Source organism: Azospirillum sp. NS33, assembly GCF_059703765.1.
Genome location: NZ_BAAKJB010000056.1, coordinates 1 through 17,925, shown reverse-complemented (window position 1 = coordinate 17,925; position 17,925 = coordinate 1). Strand labels below are relative to the sequence as shown.

The following is a 17,925-nucleotide window of genomic DNA, read 5'->3' as shown; positions in this document are numbered from 1 at the left end:
CCGCCGCGACGTTGCGGACGTCACGGCGCGCCCGACCGCACGACCGCCATCCACCGCCCGGCGATGGTGTGGGCCAGCGCCGCCTGGGCCGGCCAGTGGCGCTCCACCTGCGCGGCGATCCCGGCGACCCGGCCGTGATCGTCCTCGCGGTGCTCCTCGCCGTAGCGCGCGACCCAGTCGGCGATGTCGGCGATCGTCGCCTCGACGTGGAACTGGAATCCGTGGACGGCCGTGCCGATGCGGAAGGCCTGGACGAGGCCGCCGCCCTCCGCCAGCCGCACGGCACCGGCCGGCAGGTCGAAGGTGTCGTAGTGCCACTGCATGAGCATGGCCTCGCCCTCCAGCCCGCCAAGCAACGGGTCGGAGGCCGCCGCGCCGGTGAAGCGCACGGGGTGGAAGCCGATCTCCGGCGTGCGATGGCGGTAGACCCGGGCGCCGTGGGCGCGCGCCGCCAGCTGCGCGCCCAGGCACAGGCCGAGGACCGGCCGCCCGGCCGCCGCGAAGGCCCGGATCAGCGCCAGCAGCGGCGGGAACCACGGCGCGGCGCCGTCGTCCCAGGCATCCTGGGGCCCGCCCAGCACCAACAGGGCGGCGAAGCCCTCGGGGGTGGCCGGCAGCGCGCCCCCGGCGTCCGCGCGCACCGTGAGGAGGGCGGCACCCTGCCCCGCGAGAGCCCCGCCCAGGACGCCGGCCGGGGAGCTCGAATGATTCTGCACCACCAGGATTCGCATGCGCGCTCGCACCGTTCGGGGTTCGCCCTCCCCGCCAGAAAGGCCGCCGGCCCGCCCCTGTCAACCCCGCCGCCCCTTGGACCAGCCATGCGCCCGTCCCGCGGATGCGCTACACTCGGCCATCCCCCCGCCCCCGGAGGACGCGCCCCATGCACCGACCGCTCCGTCCGTTCGTCGCCCGCCTCGCGGTGGCCGCCGCCCTGGCCGCCACGCTGATCGCGTCGGCCGCCCAGGCGCAGAACGGCGCCGTCACCTTCCTGCACATCAACGACGTCGACGAGATCGCCCCGGTCAAGGGGCGCGGCGGCCTGGCGCCGCTGATGACCCTTCTGCGCCGGGAGCGCGCGCGCAGCCCCGCCGCCATCACCACCCTGGGCGGCGACTTTCTGTCGCCGTCGCTGCTGTCGGGATTCACCCACGGCCGCCACATGGTCGAGATGCTGGAGGCGGTCGGCGTCGACGTCGCGGTGTTCGGCAACCACGAGTTCGATTTCGGTCCGGAGATCGCCCGCGAGCGGCTGGGCGAGTCGGGCTTCCCATGGCTCGGCACCAACGTGCTGGGACCCGACGGCACGCCGTTCGGCGGGGCCCCGCCCCTGTGGACCCGCACCGTCGGCGAGGTGACGGTCGGCGCCTTCGGGCTGCTGACGCCGGACACCGCCCATTTGTCGAGCCCCGGGGACGAGGTCGTCTTCGCCCCGGTCGTGGAGAGCGCACGCCGGGCGGTGGAGGCCCTGCGCGCCCAAGGCGCCCATGTGGTGGTGGCGCTGACCCACCAGACCCTGGCGGAGGACCGCGCGCTGGCCCAGCAGGTGCCCGGCATCCACCTGATCCTGGGGGGCCACGACCACGAGCCGACGACCCTCTACGTCGGCGGCACGCTGATCCACAAGTCGGGCGCCGAGGCGCACTACCTCGGCGTCATCGACGTGACGGTGCGCACCGACACCGCCGCCCGGGGGCCGGTCACCACGGTGGTCCCGGCGTCGTGGTCGATGCTGGGCACCGCCGGGGTGACCCCCGACCCGGCGATCGCCGCCGCGGTCAAGACCCACACCGACCGCCTCGACAGCGAGCTCGGCCGGGCGATCGGCCGCACCGACACCGAGCTCGACAGCCGCAACAGCGCCGTGCGGAGCGGCGAGGCGGCCATCGGCAACCTCTTCGCCGACGCCCTGCGCGCCGCGCTGAAGGCCGACGTCGCCCTGACCAACGGCGGCGGCATCCGCGGCAACACCACCTACCCCGCGGGAAGCACGCTGACCCGCAAGGACATCCTCACCGAGCTGCCGTTCGGCAATGTCGGCGTCCTGGTCGAACTGCCGGGCCGCGCCCTGCTCGCCGCGCTGGAGAGCGGCCTCAGCAAGGTCGAGGAGGGCGCCGGCCGGTTCCCGCAGGTGTCGGGGATGAGCCTCGTCTACGATCCCCAGGCCGAGCCCGGGAAGCGGATCGTCGAGGCAAGCGTCGGCGGCGCGCCCCTCGACCCGGCCGGAACCTACCGGGTGGCCACCAACGACTACCTGCTGAAGGGCGGCGACGGCTACACCGCGCTGGCCGACGGCCGGGTGGTGGTGGACCCCGCCGGCGCGGTGCTGTTCGCCACCACCGTGATGAACCACATCGCCACCGCCGGAACGGTGGCGCCACGCGTCGAAGGCCGGATCGTCGCCCGCTGACGCCGCCGCCGGCGGCGCGCACCCGTGCCGCCACCGAATTGTCGCACGGCGGAGCGTTGCGCTCCGCCGCCGCGCCGTCTAGGCTCGGCGCGATCGCTCCTGCACCGGGCTTCGAATGACCCGTTCCAACGACTTCGCTCTGGCGTTCGCCGCCGCCCACGCCGATCTCGGCCTCGCCCGCGTCTCGGTCAGCCACATCCTGCAGCGCGTCGCCGACGACCCGGCCTACCTGTTCGGCGACGACCTGCGCCGCTTCGGCGGCCAGTGCCCGGTCGCGGCGGACACGGCGCAGGAGGACCTCGACAAGGCCGCGGTGAACACCCTGCTGGCCTTCCTGTTCCAGGACCTCAAGGCCTTCGTGGAAACCCACCTGCCGGTCAACGGCCGTGGCGCCATCCCGCTCGTGCCCCCGCCGCGCTCCCGCTTCGCCGCCACCATGGCCGACGCCGGCGCCCGGGCCGCGGCGCCGCCCGAGGTGCTGGTGTCCTACCTGCGCGACAGCACCTGCCATCTGCTGGACGAGGTGATCACCCGCTGGGCCGCCGGCGTGCTGGCGGAAGAGGAGCGGTGCCGCCAGGGGGGAGCGGAGATCACCGCCCTCGCCGCCGCCAGCTTCGTGCTGCGCACCATCCTGGAGGGGTCGGCGCTGTACCAGCGCGCCGGTTACGACATGCTGTCGATCACCAAGACCGGCAGCCACACCGCCATCCACATCTGCTGGTCCCTGGTCGAGGCCGCCGCGCTGCTGGTCCCGGACCGCGACGGCGCGTTTTACGACGACCTGGTGCGGCGCAGCCTGAAACAGGTGGTGCCGCTGTCGGTGGCCAGCCTGGGGATGCTCGTCCACTACATGGAGGCCAGCGGCATGGAGCCGCCGGACGGCCTCGCCATCCACCTCCTGCCCAAGGACCAGACCGCCTTCGCTCTCGACGGCGCGGGGCTGATCCGCCTGCGCGCCGCCCCCATCACACCCTTCCGCAAGCCCGAAGAGCGCCACTACACCGGCTGCCCGGCCTTCTACGCGCCCGGGCTCATCAAGCTCTACATGGACACCGTGGCCAGCATCGCCCTGGACCACGGCGTCTACGACCGCCTGAAGGACCGCTGACCACCGTGTCGTCCCGCCCGTCCCGTTCGCCCCGCCCGTCCCGGTCCAACGATTTCGCCCAGGCCTACCTCGCGGCCCACGCCGCCGCCGGCCTGACACGCGTGTCGGTCGCCCACATCCTGCACCGCGTCGCCGAGGCGCCCGGCTACCTCTTCGACCCGGAGTTCCACCGGCTCGCCGGCCAGTGCCCGGTGCGGCCGGACACCCGGCCCGAGGACGCCGAGAAGGTGGTCGTCAACACCACCCTGGCGCTGCTCTACGATGGCCTGCGCCGCGCCATCGCCAAGCATCTGCCCCTGTCCGCCGACGGCGCCCTGGTGCTGCCGGCACCGCCCGACAGCCCCTTCGCGGTGACGCCGGACGACGCCGCCGGCCTCGCCCGGCTGACGGCAGAGGAGCTGTGCGCCTTCCTGCGCGACTGCACCTGCCACCTGCTGGACGCGATCATCACCCGCTGGGCGGCCGGCGTGCTGGCCGAGGAGCAGGCCTGCCGCCAGCAGGGCGACGGCATCACCGCCACCGCGGCGGCCAGCTTCATCCTCGGCCGCGCCCTGGACTCCTCGGCCCTCTACATCAAGAGCGGCTACGACCTGCTGTCGATCACCAAGACCGGCAGCCACACCGCCCTGCACGTCTGCTGGAGCCTGGCCGAGGCGGCGCCGCTGCTGCAGCCGGGGCGGACGGCGGAGCACTACGACGCGCTGCTGCGGCGCAGCCTGAAGCAGGTGCTGCCCCTCTCGACGGGCAGCCTGGGCATGCTGGTGCGCTACATGGAGGACAGCGGCATCGAGGCGCACCATCACCAGGCCACCCATGTGCTGCCGCTGGACCAGCGGGCGTTCGTGCTCGACGAGGACGGGCGCGAGCCGGTGATCCGCCTCGACACCGGGCCGGTGGCGCCGACGGCGCGCCCCGGGGAACACCATTACACCGGCTGTCCCGCCTTCTACGTCACCGGCATGATCGACCTGTACATGGAGATCGTGCTGGCCGCGGCGGCGACCCACGGCGTCTACGGCCGTCTTCAGGAGCGCCACGCCCCCGCAACGACAGGCGACGAGCGGGCTTGACCCGCGCGGACCGCTCCCTATGTTGGCGGCCTGTTCCCTTGTGAGGTGATGCCGTGGCGAAGAAGTGGTTGCTGCGCCGGTACGCCGCCGGCCTGTCCGACGGCATCAAGCGCAGCCGGGCGACCATGGCGACGCCGGCCCAGCGCTGGCTCGGTCATCTCGAGGCGGTGTTCATCGACCACGCCTGCTTCCGGTTGGTCTACGCCAACCTGCACCGCCTGTCGGAACGGATGCACCGCTCCAGCCAGCCGTCGCCGGTGCACGTGCGCCGCGCCGCCGCCGGCGGCATCCGCACCATCGTCAACCTGCGCGGCCGGCGCGACTGCGCCTCCTACATCCTGGAGCAGGAGGCCTGCCGCAGCGCCGGCGTCGCACTGGTCGACTTCCCGGTGAACTCGCGCGACATGCCGAAGAAGGAAACCCTGCACGCAGCCCGCGCCCTGTTCGAGCGGATCGAGTACCCGGCGCTGATGCACTGCAAGTCGGGGGCGGACCGCGCCGGCTTCATGGCCGCCTTCTACCTCTTCGCCCACGAGGGGGTGCCGCTGGAGACCGCGGTCAAGCAGCTGCACTGGCGCTACGGCCATTTCAAGCAGGCGAAGACCGGCGTTCTCGATTACTTCTTCGAGCTCTACGCCGCCTACAACGCCCGCCACCCCACCGATTTCTGGGACTGGGTCGACCACGTGTACGACCCGGCCGCCGCCAAGGCCAGCTTCCGCTCCAAGGAGTGGGCCAACACCGTGGTCGACCGCCTGCTGGCGCGTGAATAGGCAAAACGTTATCGCCATTTTTGGATTTCATTCGGCATCCTGTCGGCGCATTCGACACCGATATCGACTGACCGAAGGCGAACAAACGTGAACACGACCGACATCACGGCGCGGGAGACTCTGGTCGCACCGCTGGCCAGCCTGCGGGCCCTGGTGGACCCCAGCCTCGACTGGAACTACACCCTCGACGCGTCGAGCAACGTCATCACCTACAGCTTCGACATCTCCACCGGGCTGATCGATGGCGCCGGTGCGGTGGCGTTCAACAGCGCCCAGCAGCAGGCGGCGCTGCTCGCCATGGCCAAGGCGTCGGCGGTCACCGGCATCGCCTTCGTCCAAGCCGACGCCGCCGCCGCGGACTGGCACTTCGCCGCCAAGGACCTGCCGGGCAGCGTCGCCGGTCTCGCCGCCAGCAGCTACTCGTGGAGCAGCCAGGGCGACACCATCGTGTCCCTGGACTACAAGACCTCCATCTACCTCGACAACCGGGAAAGCGCGGACACCAACACCGATCCGTCGCCGGGCACCTATGGATTCGAGACCCTTCTGCACGAGGTGGGCCACGCGCTGGGCCTCAAGCACCCGTTCGAGGGGACGTACACCCTGTCCGCGTCGGAGGACAACACCGACAACACGCTGATGTCCTACACGGAGACCAGCACCATCCATGCCGACTACAGCCCCTACGACGTGGCGGCGCTGCGCTTCATCTACGGCGGCGACGGGCTGGGCGGGCTCGGCCTCGGGCCGTCCTCCACCGGCACGGTGATCGACGGCACGGCGGGCAACGACGCGTACACCGGCGGCGACACCGTCGACATCGTCTCGGCGCTGTGGGGCAACGACCTGCTGTCGGGCGGCGGCGGCGCCGACCAGCTCTACGGCAACCAAGGCGCCGACACCGTCTACGGCAACGGCGACGCCGACACCCTGTTCGGCGGCCAGGGCGACGACGCGGTGTTCGGCGGGTCGGGCGACGACGCGCTCTACGGCAACATGATGAGCGACGTGGTCTATGGCGGCGAGGGCGCCGACCGGCTGTTCGGCGGCCAGGGCGACGACCGGCTGTTCGGCGACGGCGGCGACGACCTGCTGGCCGGCAATCTCGGCAACGACACGCTGACCGGCGGCGCCGGCGCCGATCTCTTCCTGTTCGGCGCCAACGGCGGCGACGACGTCATCGCCGACTTCGACGGGGCCGCCGGCGACCGGCTGCTGCTGGCCGGCGTCAGCTCCACGCTGGGCACCGCGGCCGATGGCTCGGCGGTCCTGACGCTGTCCGGCGGCGGGACGGTGACGGTGGCGGGGGTGCCACCGTCGGCCCTGGACACCACCTGGTTCAGCTAGCCGGCCACCCCCTCCTCGCCGAACTGCAGGCGGCACAGGCGGGCGTAGGCGCCGCCCGCCGCCAGCAGGACGTCGTGGGTGCCCTGTTCGACCACCTGCCCGCGCTCCATCACGACGATGCGGTCGGCGTTGCGCACGGTGGCGAGGCGGTGGGCGATCACCAGGGTGGTGCGCCCCGCCGTCAACCGCTCCAGCGCCGCCTGCACCAGCCGCTCGGATTCCGAATCCAGGGCGCTGGTCGCCTCGTCCAGCAGCAGGATCGGGGCGTCCTTGAGGAAGGCTCGGGCGAGCGCCACCCGCTGGCGCTCGCCGCCCGACAGCTTGGTGCCGCGGTCGCCGATCACCGTCTGGTAGCCGTCGGGCAGCGCGGCGATGAAGTCGTGGGCGGCCGCCGCCCTGGCCGCGGCGACGATGGCGGCGTCGTCGGCGTCGAGACGGCCGAAGGCGATGTTCGCGCGCACCGTGTCGTTGAACAGCACGGTGTCCTGGCTGACCACCGCGACCGCCCGCCGCAGGCTGGCCAGGGTCACCGATCGCACGTCCTGTCCGTCGATCCGCACCCGCCCGCCGTCGACGTCGTAGAGGCGGGGGATCAGGTTGAACACCGTCGACTTGCCGGCACCGCTGCGCCCGACCAGCGCGACGGTGCTGCCCGGCGCCACCTCCAGGTCGAGGTCGACGAGGGTGGCGCCGCCGGGCTCGTAGGAAAAGCGCACGGCCTCCAGCCGGATGGCGCCGCCCCCCGGGGCCAGCGGCACGGCGTCGGGACGGTCCTGGATGCGCGGCGGCTGGTCGATCACCTCGAAGATCCGCTGCATGGAGGCCAGCCCCTCCTGCAGCGCCGTGTTGAGGGTGCCGATGGCGCGCACCGGCTGGGCGGCGATCAGCAGGGCGCCGACGAATCCGGTGAACTCGCCCACCGTGCCGGCCCCCATGGCCATGCGCCAGCCGGCGAAGGCGATGACGCAGGCCACCGCCACACCGCCCAGCACCTCGAGCATGGGATCGAGGCGCGAGCGCTGGCGTGTCGCCTTCATGGTCAGCGCGTAGTTGGCCTCGAAGGCGGCGGCGGCGCGGCGGCGCTCGTAATCCTCGAGACGGAAGGTCTTGACCATGCGCGCACCCGCCAGGCTCTCCCCCAGCAGCGACGTCATGTCGCCGACCTGGGCCTGGGTCTGGCGCGAGACCCGGCGCAGGTGGCGGCCGATCCGCACGATGGGAATGGCGGCCAGCGGGTACAGCACGAAGACCACCAGCGACAGCAGCCAGTCCAGGTAGAACATGGCGCCGACCAGGGCGATCACCGTCAGGACGTCGCGGACCAGCCCGGTCAGGCAGCGCGTCAGGCCGTTGCGGATCTGCTCCACGTCGTTGATGAAGCGGGCCGTCAGGGTGCCGGTGGGCGCCGATTGCAGCGTCGCGAGGTCGGCGCTCAGAAGGTGGGAGAACAGCGTCATGCGGATGTCGGCGATCACCCGCTGCACGACCGCCGCCGTGACCACGGTCTGGGCGTAGAGCGACACCGCCTTCACCACGGTGACGGCGACGATGGCCACGGGGATCAGGAACAGCATGGCCCGGTCCTGGGCCTCGAACATGCTGTACGACTTCTCGATCAGCAGCGGGTAGGCCCCGGTGGTGGCGGCGACCACGGCCATCAGCGCGATGGCCAGAATCATCCGGCCGCGGTGGTGGCGAATCCAGTGCCGCCACATCCGCATCGCCAGCTCCTCGGTCGCCGCGTCCAGGCGCAGCGTCGGTCCGCTCGTCTTGCTCACGTCATCGCCCCGTGCTCGCCGGCGGGCACGGTGCCGGCCGCGAAGCCATACCCGAGCCGCCCACCGCTTGTCCATCCGCGGCCGGGCCGGGCCGGGCCGTTAACCCACCCTTGACCACCGCCGCGCACACTGGCCTGACGGACGGTCGATCCTGCGGAGGACCCATGGCGATGGACGGCGGCGTGGCGCGCGACCTGCCCCGCATCGGGCTGGCGCTTGGCGGCGGCGTCGCCCGCGGCTGGGCCCATATCGGCGTCCTGCGCGCCCTGGAGCGCCACGGCATCGTGCCGGATGTGGTGTGCGGGTCGTCGGTGGGGGCGCTGGTCGGCGGCTGCCATCTCGCCGGTCACCTCGACACCCTGGAGGCCTGGGCCCGCGGCCTGACCCGCCTGAAGATCATCGGGTATCTCGACCTGCGCCTGCGCAGCGGCGGCGGGCTGATCGGTGGCGACCGCCTGGTCGCCGAGATGCGACGCCACCTCGGCGATCGCCGCATCGAGGATCTGCCGACCCCCTTCGTCGCGACCGCCACGGAATTGCTGACGGGCCACGAGATCTGGCTGCAGCGCGGCGTGCTGGTGGACGCGCTGCGCGCGTCGCTCTCGCTGCCGGGCGTGTTCCCGCCGGCGCGCGTCGACGGGCGGTGGCTGGTGGACGGAGCCCTGGTCAATCCGGTGCCGGTGTCGTGTTGCCGCAGCCTCGGCGCCCAGGTGGTGATCGCCGTCAACCTGGCCGCCGACATGCTGGGCAAGGCGCGCCGTCCCGGGACCGACCTGCCCGCCGCCGCCGGGTTCGACCTGGTCGATCTGATCGACGGTGGAGGGGGCGGGGCCGACGGCGCCGCGTCGTCCATGGGCGCGCTGGCGCGCCGCGTCTTCCGGCGCGACTACGCGGGGCCGAGCATGTTCGGGGTGATGGTCTCCGCGCTGGGCATCGTGACCGACCGCATCACGCGGTCGCGCCTGGCCGGGGAACCGCCGGACGTCCAGATCGCCCCGCGGCTCGGCCACATCGGCCTGCTGGAGTTCGACCGCGCCGACGAGTGCATCCGCGAGGGGGAGCAGGCGGTCGAACGGGTGCTGCCCGACATCCGCGATGCCCTCGCCATCCTCGGCGTGGTGCCGCGGCTGCCGGAGCGGGCCTGACGGCGCCGCCCCGGCCGGTCCGTGGTCAGTCGAAGATCTCCTCGCCGGGGATGTCGCCGGGCCGGGTCAGGGCGCCGGTCGCGGCGCCGGCCGCTCCACCGATGAGCGCGCCGGTTCCGGCGCTGCCACCCGTCACGCCGCCGACCACCGCACCGCCGGCGGCGCCGATCCCGGCCCCGTAGAGCGCGCGGCGCTGCTGGGTCGTCATGTTCTCGCACGCGGCGGTGCCGAGCACGGTGAGGCCGAGCAGCACGGCCGCCACGGATTTCATCATGTCCACTCTCCTTCGTCGTTTGGCTGGATCGGCCGGCGTCAGTCGATGGCGTCGCCGAGAATGGCGCCGCCGGCGCCGCCGATCACCGCACCGCGGGTGCCGTCGACCGCATAGCCGCCGGCCGCGCCGGTGGCGCCGCCGATCACCCCGCCGGTGGAGCAGGCCGCCATCAAGAGCATCGCCGCGGCGGCACCGATCAGGCGCACATGGACCATCGTTCGTCCTCCAGTTTCGAGAGCTTCGAACGGGAAACACCGCACAGGGCGGATTGATCCGTGCTCAAAAGAGACATGCGGCCGGGAACATCGGGCGGTGCGACGGGTTTTCGGGAGCATCGCCAATGCCGCAGGGGAGAATTGCACCATGACGACGCTTCGGAAAAAGGTGGCCTGCGCCGTGGTCGCGCTCGGCCTGGCCGGGTGCCAGGGCACGGGCGGCCTGGGTGGCATGAACACCACCGAAACGATCGGAACCGTCGGGGGTGCGGCGGGCGGCGCCCTGCTCGGCTCCCAGTTCGGCGGCGGGTCGGGCCAGATCGCGATGACGGCCATCGGCACACTGCTGGGCGCCTGGGCCGGCAACACCCTGGCCAAGAACTTCAGCGGCAGCGACCGCAATCAGGCGGTGAACGCCGAGCAGCAGGCTGTGGCCCAGAACCAGCCGATAACCTGGAACAACCCGCAGAGCGGCTACAGCGGCACGGTCCAGCCGACCAACACCTACCGCAACGGCGCGGGCCAGCTCTGCCGCAACTACACCCACACGGTCTACACCGGCACCGGCAGCCAGGCCGCCCAGGGCGTCGCCTGCCAGCAGCCGGACGGAACCTGGCAGCTGCAGACCTGACCGGGCGCCGGGTGGCGGCGCCGGGCTAGAAGCGCAGGCGCGTGCCCAGGCGCATCACCGTCGCCTCCTCGTCGACCGCCGACTGCGACATGCCGGCGGTGAGGGTGAGACCCGGCGTGACCGCGTAGCGGACGCCTGTGTTCCAGCCGCCCGAGGTCGCCACACCGGCGGCCACGGTGCGGGCGACCTGCGCGCGCACCGCCCAGGTCTCCGACCCGTAGGCGACGCCGGCGTTCCAGCTCCGCCGCGCGCCGCCGTCGGTCTTCTGGTCGCGCACCGCCGCGCCGACCGTCAGCGAACGCCACATCAGCTGCCCGCCGGCCATGAGGGAGCGCAACGGGGCGGTGAGCAGGGGGTTGCGCGCCTGCGCGCCGACCCCGCCGACGGTGAGGTCGAGGGCGGCGCCGCCGAGCCGGGTGTGGTGGCGCACCGCCCCCTCCACCAGGTGGCGCGCGTCGCCCAGCGCGCTTCCCGCCTCGCCGACCGGGGCATAGCTGACGCCGACGCGCAGGGCATAGGGCAGATCGGCGAAATAGGCGGCCTTGGCGGAGCGGCCGCTGCCGAGGCCGCCGGTCGGCCAGAACGCGCTGGCCGGGCCGGTGACCACCAAGCGCCCCGACGCGCCATCGGTCTGGCCGACCTCCAGGTCTCCCCAATCGCGGTCGATCCGGACGATGCGGCCGGCGAACGCGGCATCCTCGGCGCGCACCGGCGGCGCGAGGACCAGCAGCCCAAGGACCGGCAGCGCAAGGACCGGCAGCGCAAGGACCGCCGGCAGGACGATGGGCGTGGTTGCGGCCACGGCTGAGCACTCCCGATCCGTTCTGGTACCAACGTCATACCACATTCGCCCGGTGCCGGCCGTGACATCGCGGCGGTCGCGCGTACCCCTTGCGTGCGCCGCACCAAACCGATGGAATCGGCGCGGTGGAGTCGCGCGCGCCGGGCGGCGGCGGGAAGGTCGGGTGCGTACGAAATGGAGGCGGCGAGTTTCATCATCCTGGTCGGGTCGACGCTGCTGATCGCCAGCATCCTCACCAGTTACGTTGCCATGCGAATCGGCACGCCGCTGCTGCTGATCTTCCTCGCGGTGGGGCTGATCGCCGGCGAGGACGGCATCGGCGGCATCTACTTCAACGACGCGCCGGCCGCCTTTCTCGTCGGCTCCATCGCCCTGGCGGTGATCCTGTTCGAAAGCGGCTTCGACACCCCCTTCCACAGCTATCGCACCGCCGCCTGGCCGGCCCTGACCCTGGCGTCGGTCGGCGTCGCGCTGACCACCGCCGTGGTCGGCGCGGCGGCCCACTACCTGCTCGCCCTCGGCTGGGTGGAGGCGCTGCTGGTCGGCGCGGTGGTCAGCTCGACCGACGCGGCGGCGGTCTTCTTCCTGCTGCGCGTCGGCGGCATCACCATCCGCGAGCGCGTCCGATCGACCCTGGAGATCGAATCCGGCAGCAACGATCCCATGGCCATCCTGCTGACCGTGCTGCTGGTCCAGGCGGCCACCCAGCCGGAGGCCGCGACCCCCGCGGCGATGGCCCTCACCTTCGTCGCCCAGCTCGGCGGCGGGGCGCTGGGCGGCGTGGTCGGCGGCACCCTGCTGGTGGCCTTCATCAACGTGGCCCGCCTGGACTCCGGCCTCAACCCGGTGGTGTCGCTGGCCTTCGCGCTGTTCGTCTTCGCCGCCACCACGGTGGCCGGCGGCAGCGGCTTCCTCGCGGTCTACATCGCCGGTCTGATCGCCGGCAACCTGCCGCTGCGCGGCGCCCAGGGGCTGCGGCGGTTCCACAGCGGGCTGACCTGGCTCAGTCAGATCGTCATGTTCGTGATGCTGGGGCTGCTCGCCACGCCACGCACCTTCGCGGACATCGCCCCCGCCGCCATCGCCCTGGCGCTGGTGCTGACCCTGGTCGCCCGCCCCCTGGCGGTGTGGCTGTGCCTGTTGCCGTTCCGGTTCACCGGCAACGAGACCACCTTCATCGCCTGGGTGGGCCTGCGCGGCGCGGTGTCGATCCTGCTGGCGCTGGTGCCGATCCTCGGCGGCCTGCCCAGCGGCCAGGACATCTTCAACACCGCCTTCCTGGTGGTGATCGTCTCGCTTCTGGTCCAGGGCTGGACGATCCGTCCCATGGCACGGTGGCTGCGCCTGATCGTGCCGCCGCGGACCGGACCGGTGGAACGTGTGGAGCTGGAGCTTCCCGGCGACGCCGAGCACGAGCTGGTGGCCTACACCGTCCATGCCGACAGCGCCGTCGCCCGGGGCCAGCGGCTGCCGCGCTGGGCACGGCCCTCGCTGGTGATCCGCGACGGTCGGGTGGTGCCGCTGCACAAGGCGCGACCGCTGCTGGCCGCCGACCGCGTCTACCTGTTCATGGCGCCGGACCGGCTGGCGCTGCTGGACAAGCTGATGGGCGGAGCACGCGCCCTCGACCAGGACGACCGCGATTTCTACGGCGACCTGGTGCTGCTGCCCGACGTGACGGTGGGCCAGGTGGCCGAGCTCTACGGCCTTCCGGTGTCCCTCGCCAACGCCGAGCGCACGCTGAGCGGGCTGTTCCAGGCCGAGTTCGGGGAGGCCTTCGAGCTGGGCGACCGCATCCGGCTGGGCGGGGTGGAGCTGATCGTGCGCGACATCGAGGACGGCACGATCACCGCCGTCGGTCTGGCGCTGGAGCCGAGCGGCCCGGGCCGGCCGCGGACCGCCCTGCTCGCACGCCCCGCCGCCCTGCTCGCCGAGCTGCGGGGGCGCTGGCGCCGTGCGGCGTTCCGCCGCTGGGAGCGGCGCCAGCGGCGGCGCGGCGAGCGGCCGGACTGACCGCCGCGGACCCTATGGTTTCGCCGGCGGCGCCTGGCCGCGCACCAGGGCGGCCAACGCGTCGGCCGGCATCGGCCGGCCGAACAGGTAGCCTTGCAGCATGTCGCAGCCGATCCCGGCCAGGAATTCCCGCTGCTCGTCGTATTCGACCCCCTCGGCGACGGTGGCGAGGCCGAGGCCGTGGGCCATGCCGATGGCGGCGCGCACCAGCGCCACGTTCTTCCGGTCGTGCGGCAGCCCGGTGATGAAGGAGCGGTCGATCTTCAGCTTGGTGACGGGAAGCTGCTGGACGTAGCTCAGCGACGAATAGCCGGAGCCGAAATCGTCGATGGCGACCTGCACGCCGATCGCCGCCAGCTCGTCGAGGGTGCGGACGGCGGCGGTGAGGTCGCGCACCGCCGCCTGCTCGGTGATCTCCAGGCCGAGCCGCCCGTGCAGCCGCGGGTGGTCGCCGAGCAGTTCGGCCAGGCGATGGGTGAGGTTGCCGCGCAGGAACTGCTGGCCCGAGATGTTGACGAAGATCCGGTCCGGCAGCGCTCCGGCGGCGTCCAGCTCCGTCATGTGCCGCACCACGGTGACGAAGACCCAGTCGGTGATCGGCACGATCAGCCCGCTCTCCTCGGCCACCGGGATGAACTCCCCCGGCGACACCGCGCCGAGCGCCGGGTGGGACCAGCGGAGCAGGCCCTCCGCGCTGACGATGCGGCCGGTGGCACCGTCGACGATGGGCTGGAAGACCAGCCGCAACTCCTCGCGCTCGATGGCGTGGGCGAGGTGCATGGTCAGCAGGGTGCGCCGGGTCGCCGCCGCCGCCATCGCCGGCGTGTAGACGCACACCACATTGCCGCCGCCGTGCTGCGCCGACTGGAGCGCCAGCTTGGCCCTGGCGCTGAGGTCCTCCAGCCGCTCGTGCGCCCCGTCCAGCACCGCCGCACCGACGGACACGCGCAGCCGCACCCAGTGCCGCTCGGCGTGGATCGACGCGGTGAGGCGGTCGTGCAGCGCCTCGGCCAGCGCGCACGCGGTGTCGGCGCCGTCCACCCGGGACAGGGCGACGAACTCGTCGGCGGCGACGCGGCAGATGTAGGTTTCGCGCGGCAGCACCTCGCGCAGCCGGCTGACCAGTGCCTTCAGGGCGGCGTCGCCGACGTGGAAGCCGAACGCCTCGTTGACGTCGCTGAACTGGTCGACGTCGAGGGCGTACAGGGCGTAGCTGCGGGCATCGTCGCCCTCGCCCTCACCGGCGCGGTCGCGCAGCACGCCCTCGCACTCCTCCAGGAAGGCGGTGCGGGTCAGCACGCCGGTCAGCGGATCGTGACGGGCGAGATAGGACGCGCGCTGCTCGGCCGCCAGGCGGTCGGAGATGTCGCGGATGATGCCGACGAAGGCGATCTCCGCGCCCAGGCGCGCCTGGCCGACGCTCAGGTGGATCGGAAAGACCGTGCCGTCCTTGCGCCGGCCCAGGGTGTCACGGCCGATGCCGATGATCTTGGCCCGGTCGGTGGCACGGTAGGTGTCGATGTAGCGGTCGTGGTCGCGGGCGAAGGGCGGCGGCATCAGCCGCATGACGTTCTGCCCCACCAGCTCCTCCTCGGCGAAGCCGAACTGCTCGCAGCAGGCGCGGTTGACCGACCGCATGACGCCGCGGCCGTCGGTGATGACGATCCCGTCCACCGCCGCGTCGAGCAGGGCGGCCACGAAGGGATCGCGGCGCGAGGCCAGGTCGGTCGCCACGGGAGCGGGGGCGCCGGCCTCGCGCAGGAGCGCCAGGAACCCGTCGGGGGCGGCGTCGCCGGCGCGGTGGGGAAGGATGCACCCGGTGAGTGTCACCGCCGCACCGTCGCCCGTCCGCAGCGCGGCGTCGACGGCCTGGGTGGCGCCGCTGCGAAGCGCCGCGGCGAACGCCGCCGCCGCCGCCGGCGCGGCGTCGCGGAACAGCTCGTCCACGGGACGCCCGGCCAGCGCCTCCGGCGCACGGCCCAGCAGGGCGGCGAACCGCTCGTCGGCGTGCCGGCACCGGCCGTCCTGGTCCAGGTAGAGGAGGGCGAAGGCCCCGCCCGTGATCAGGCTCTCGGCCAAGGACGTCAGGAAGCCGGCGCCGCGGGGAACCGTGGCGGACGGCCGACTGTCCGGTTCCTCGGCCTCGGCAGCGCGACTGATGGACAACGCCGATCCTGTATCTCGACCCTTGCGGAGGTCGTCGTGAACTGCATCAAACGGGGTACGCGGGGCGGCGATTATGGACGGTCCCGCGGCGATTTCCAACCATCGCGCGACCGGCCGCGCCCTGCGGACGATTTGCCTCGCGGGCGACCGCGGATCGCGCCGGCCATTGCGTGCCGCGCGCCGTCGCCCATAATCGGGCGGCACCACAAGGGACGTCCCATGGCAACCGTCCAGGAAGCGCTGAACATCGCGCTGGACCATCACCTCGCCGGGCGCACCGTGGAGGCGGAGGGCCTCTACGCGCGCATCCTCGACGCCGTCCCCGACCAGGCCAACGCCCTGCATCTCCTGGGCCTGTTGCACGGCCAGTCGGGCCGCCTGGAGTCGGCCGCCACGCTGATCGGGAAGGCGGTGGCGCTGGGCCCGGACGTCAGCGACTACCGCGCCAACCACGCCAAGGTGCTGCGCGAGCTGGGCCGGTCGGAGGCGGCGGCGGACGCCTTTCGCACCGCGCTCACCCTGTGCCCGGATTCGGCCGAGCTGGCCCTGTCGCTGGCCATGCTGGACGAGGACGCCGGCCGCCACGGCCGGGCCGCCGCCGCCGCCGTCCGCCTGCTGATCCTGCAGCCCGACCTGGCGGAGGCGGCGCAGCGCCTCGGCACCGCGTGGCGCCGGGGAGACCCCGCCGCCGGTGCCCTGGCCTGGTTGGAGCGCGCGGTCCGCGTGCGCGCCGAGGGCGCGGAGGCCTGGATACAGCTCGGCCTGGCCCGCCTCGACGCCGGCGCCGGCGACGGTGCGGTCGCCGCGCTGCGCACCGCCGTCCGGCTCGCCCCGGACTCGGCGCCGGCCCGCTTCGCGTTCGCCCGCGCCCTGACCGCCGGGACCCGGCACGCCGACGCGGCGGCCGCGCTGCGCGCAACCCTGGTCCTCGATCCCACCGCGGCCGCCGCCCAGGAAAGGCTGGCTGCGGCCTTGGCCGACGCGGGCGCGTGGCCGGACGCCGCCACCGCCGCACGGCGGACGCTGCGCTTCACCCCCGGGGCGGTGGCGCTGTGGGATCTGCTCGGCCGGGCGCTGCGCCGCACCGGCGCCCCCGCCGCCGCGGTGGCCGCCTTCGACCGCGCCCTGGCCCTCGACCCCGCCCTGGCGGCGGCGCTGGCCAACCGGGCCAACGTGGTGGCCGACCCGTCCCGCATGGACGCGGTCCTGGCCGGCCACGACCGCGCCGAACGCCTCGCCCCGGCCGAACCGCTGATCCGCTGGAACCGCGCGCTGGCGCTGCTGCTGGCCGGACGCTGCCAGGAGGCGTGGGATGGCTACGAGGCGCGGTGGCGCATTCCGGACTTCCCCACCAAACCGCGCGGCTTCGCCCAGCCGCTGTGGGACGGCGGCGACATCGCCGGGCGCACCATCCTGCTGTACGAGGAGCAGGGGCGTGGCGACGCCATCCAGTTCGTCCGCTACGCGCCCCTGGTGGCGGCGCGGGGGGCGCGGGTCGTGCTGGAGGTCGGGCGCGACCTGGTGGACCTGATGGCCAGCGTCGCCGGCGTCGCCGCGGTGGTGCCCCAGGGCGCCCCCCTGCCCGCCTTCGACGTGCAATGCCCGCTGCTGAGCCTGCCCCGCGCCTTCGCCACGACCCTGGAAACGATTCCCGCCACCGTCCCCTACCTCGCCGCCGACGCGGAGCGGGTGGCGGCCTGGCGCCGGCGGCTGGACCGGCTCCCCGGACGGGGTCCGGCGGTCGGCCTGGTGTGGGCCGGCAACCCGGTGTTTCCCGCCGACCGTCTGCGCTCGCCCGGGCTGGCCGTGCTGCGGCCACTGCTGGAGGTTCCGGGGGTGCGCTTCTTCGGCATCCAGGTGGGGGCCGGGCGCCAGGATCTCGAGCGCGTGGCGACGCCGCCCGGCTTCGCCGACCTGGGACCGGAGATCCGCGACTTCGCGGACACCGCGGCCATCATGGCCAACCTGGACCTGGTGGTGTCGTCGTGCACCGCCCCGGCCCATCTCGCCGGCGCCCTGGGCGTGCCGCTGTGGGTGCTGCTGTCCCACGTGCCCGACTGGCGCTGGCTGCTCGGCCGGGACGACAGCCCGTGGTACCCGACGGCGCGGCTGTTCCGTCAGCCCGCCCCGGGGTACTGGCACAGCGTCGCCGCCACCGCCGCCACCGCGCTGGCCCGACGCGGCGACGCGCCGGCC

Annotated in this window: 15 protein-coding genes; 9 read left to right on the top strand and 6 right to left on the bottom strand. The window is 73.3% G+C overall.

Going from position 1 to position 17,925, the window contains the following annotated elements; translation table 11 throughout:
• Nucleotides 1-20 precede the first annotated feature (20 nt).
• Nucleotides 21-731, bottom strand: coding sequence for a type 1 glutamine amidotransferase (locus AC6H2I_RS29275; RefSeq protein ID WP_497504322.1), 711 nt, complete (start codon nucleotides 729-731; stop codon nucleotides 21-23).
• 149 nt (nucleotides 732-880) lie between these two features.
• Between AC6H2I_RS29275 and AC6H2I_RS29270 the strand changes: the two genes are divergently transcribed.
• From AC6H2I_RS29270 to AC6H2I_RS29250, 5 genes are all read left to right on the top strand, one after another.
• Nucleotides 881-2,407: a bifunctional metallophosphatase/5'-nucleotidase gene (locus tag AC6H2I_RS29270; protein ID WP_497504321.1), complete on the top strand. Its 1,527-nt coding sequence runs from the start codon at nucleotides 881-883 to the stop codon at nucleotides 2,405-2,407.
• Nucleotides 2,408-2,522: 115 nt separating this feature from the next.
• Entirely contained in the window at nucleotides 2,523-3,515 is a 993-nt protein-coding gene (locus AC6H2I_RS29265) for a hypothetical protein (protein WP_497504320.1), read from the top strand.
• 5 nt (nucleotides 3,516-3,520) lie between these two features.
• The gene (locus AC6H2I_RS29260; protein ID WP_497504319.1) at nucleotides 3,521-4,585 is read left to right on the top strand and encodes a hypothetical protein; all 1,065 of its coding nucleotides are present in this window, start codon (nucleotides 3,521-3,523) and stop codon (nucleotides 4,583-4,585) included.
• A gap of 53 nt (nucleotides 4,586-4,638) precedes the next feature.
• Nucleotides 4,639-5,358 (top strand): protein tyrosine phosphatase family protein, encoded by a 720-nt coding sequence (locus AC6H2I_RS29255; RefSeq protein ID WP_497504318.1) that lies wholly within the window; start codon nucleotides 4,639-4,641, stop codon nucleotides 5,356-5,358.
• A gap of 87 nt (nucleotides 5,359-5,445) precedes the next feature.
• On the top strand, nucleotides 5,446-6,705 hold the full coding sequence (locus tag AC6H2I_RS29250; RefSeq protein ID WP_497504317.1) for a hypothetical protein: 1,260 nt from the start codon (nucleotides 5,446-5,448) through the stop codon (nucleotides 6,703-6,705).
• Here the strand turns inward: AC6H2I_RS29250 and AC6H2I_RS29245 are convergent.
• Nucleotides 6,702-8,483 carry an ABC transporter ATP-binding protein gene (locus AC6H2I_RS29245; protein ID WP_497504316.1) on the bottom strand — a complete coding sequence of 594 codons (1,782 nt, stop codon included), beginning with the start codon at nucleotides 8,481-8,483 and terminating at the stop codon, nucleotides 6,702-6,704. The genes AC6H2I_RS29250 and AC6H2I_RS29245 overlap by 4 nt on opposite strands.
• Before the next feature lie 164 nt (nucleotides 8,484-8,647).
• Here AC6H2I_RS29245 and AC6H2I_RS29240 point away from each other — a divergent pair, with 164 nt between their 5' ends.
• The gene (locus AC6H2I_RS29240) at nucleotides 8,648-9,628 is read left to right on the top strand and encodes a patatin-like phospholipase family protein (protein WP_497504315.1); all 981 of its coding nucleotides are present in this window, start codon (nucleotides 8,648-8,650) and stop codon (nucleotides 9,626-9,628) included.
• A 25-nt stretch (nucleotides 9,629-9,653) separates the two neighbouring features.
• On the opposite strand, the gene AC6H2I_RS29235 is transcribed toward AC6H2I_RS29240, so the two are convergent.
• Nucleotides 9,654-9,902 carry a YMGG-like glycine zipper-containing protein gene (locus AC6H2I_RS29235; protein WP_497504314.1) on the bottom strand — a complete coding sequence of 83 codons (249 nt, stop codon included), beginning with the start codon at nucleotides 9,900-9,902 and terminating at the stop codon, nucleotides 9,654-9,656.
• A gap of 38 nt (nucleotides 9,903-9,940) precedes the next feature.
• A complete protein-coding gene (locus tag AC6H2I_RS29230) occupies nucleotides 9,941-10,117 on the bottom strand; it encodes a hypothetical protein (protein ID WP_497504313.1) in 177 nt (58 codons plus the stop codon).
• A 148-nt stretch (nucleotides 10,118-10,265) separates the two neighbouring features.
• Here AC6H2I_RS29230 and AC6H2I_RS29225 point away from each other — a divergent pair, with 148 nt between their 5' ends.
• Nucleotides 10,266-10,748, top strand: coding sequence for an RT0821/Lpp0805 family surface protein (locus AC6H2I_RS29225; protein ID WP_497504312.1), 483 nt, complete (start codon nucleotides 10,266-10,268; stop codon nucleotides 10,746-10,748).
• Between the two features lie 25 nt (nucleotides 10,749-10,773).
• Here AC6H2I_RS29225 and AC6H2I_RS29220 read toward each other — a convergent pair whose 3' ends face one another.
• Nucleotides 10,774-11,550 carry a porin gene (locus AC6H2I_RS29220; RefSeq protein ID WP_497504311.1) on the bottom strand — a complete coding sequence of 259 codons (777 nt, stop codon included), beginning with the start codon at nucleotides 11,548-11,550 and terminating at the stop codon, nucleotides 10,774-10,776.
• 174 nt (nucleotides 11,551-11,724) lie between these two features.
• Here AC6H2I_RS29220 and AC6H2I_RS29215 point away from each other — a divergent pair, with 174 nt between their 5' ends.
• Nucleotides 11,725-13,563, top strand: coding sequence for a potassium/proton antiporter (locus AC6H2I_RS29215; protein WP_497504310.1), 1,839 nt, complete (start codon nucleotides 11,725-11,727; stop codon nucleotides 13,561-13,563).
• A gap of 12 nt (nucleotides 13,564-13,575) precedes the next feature.
• On the opposite strand, the gene AC6H2I_RS29210 is transcribed toward AC6H2I_RS29215, so the two are convergent.
• Nucleotides 13,576-15,729, bottom strand: coding sequence for a putative bifunctional diguanylate cyclase/phosphodiesterase (locus tag AC6H2I_RS29210; protein WP_497504309.1), 2,154 nt, complete (start codon nucleotides 15,727-15,729; stop codon nucleotides 13,576-13,578).
• A gap of 219 nt (nucleotides 15,730-15,948) precedes the next feature.
• On the opposite strand from AC6H2I_RS29210, the gene AC6H2I_RS29205 reads away from it, so the two are divergent.
• On the top strand, nucleotides 15,949-17,925 hold a 1,977-nt coding region (locus AC6H2I_RS29205), incomplete at its 3' end, for a tetratricopeptide repeat protein (protein WP_497504308.1).